At 59.9% G+C, this 392-nt stretch carries 1 protein-coding gene; it reads right to left on the bottom strand.

The window, feature by feature from the left end:
- On the bottom strand, positions 1-392 hold a 392-nt coding region (locus AAGW05_RS18605), incomplete at both ends, for an ISL3 family transposase (protein WP_411806040.1).

Below are 392 nucleotides of genomic sequence, written 5' to 3'. Positions count from 1 at the left end.
TGCACAACGTGGAACGGGTCGTAGCAGATCACCGCGTCCGGAGCGTTGGCCTTTACGGACTTGGCAAAAGCGGGCCCCATGTCCATGCTGACAGCCTCAATAGATCCTGTCTTCTCCGGTCCGATCTCTTTGAAGAATCCATCCAACGTGGCCGCGTTCTTCCCCGGGGCGCCCCACACGATCTTCGAGGTCGTATGGTCGGAAACGAGGGTCAGGTAGCGGTGGTGTTTGCGCCAGGAAATCTCATCCACACCAATATTGACCAGGGACTCAAAGCGGCTCTCATCGAGCTGTTCGGCCACGACGCGTTCACAGATCGCCCCCACCGTCCGCCATGCTATCCGAGCGAACTGGGACACCGTGGTCTTATCCGCCCGGGTGACCAGCCAGGC

It is taken from the genome of Arthrobacter sp. LAPM80 (assembly GCF_046736435.1).
Classification (GTDB): Bacteria; Actinomycetota; Actinomycetes; order Actinomycetales; family Micrococcaceae; genus Specibacter.
The sequence above is the reverse complement of the archived record's forward strand: the minus strand, read 5'-3'. Positions and strand labels throughout refer to the sequence as shown.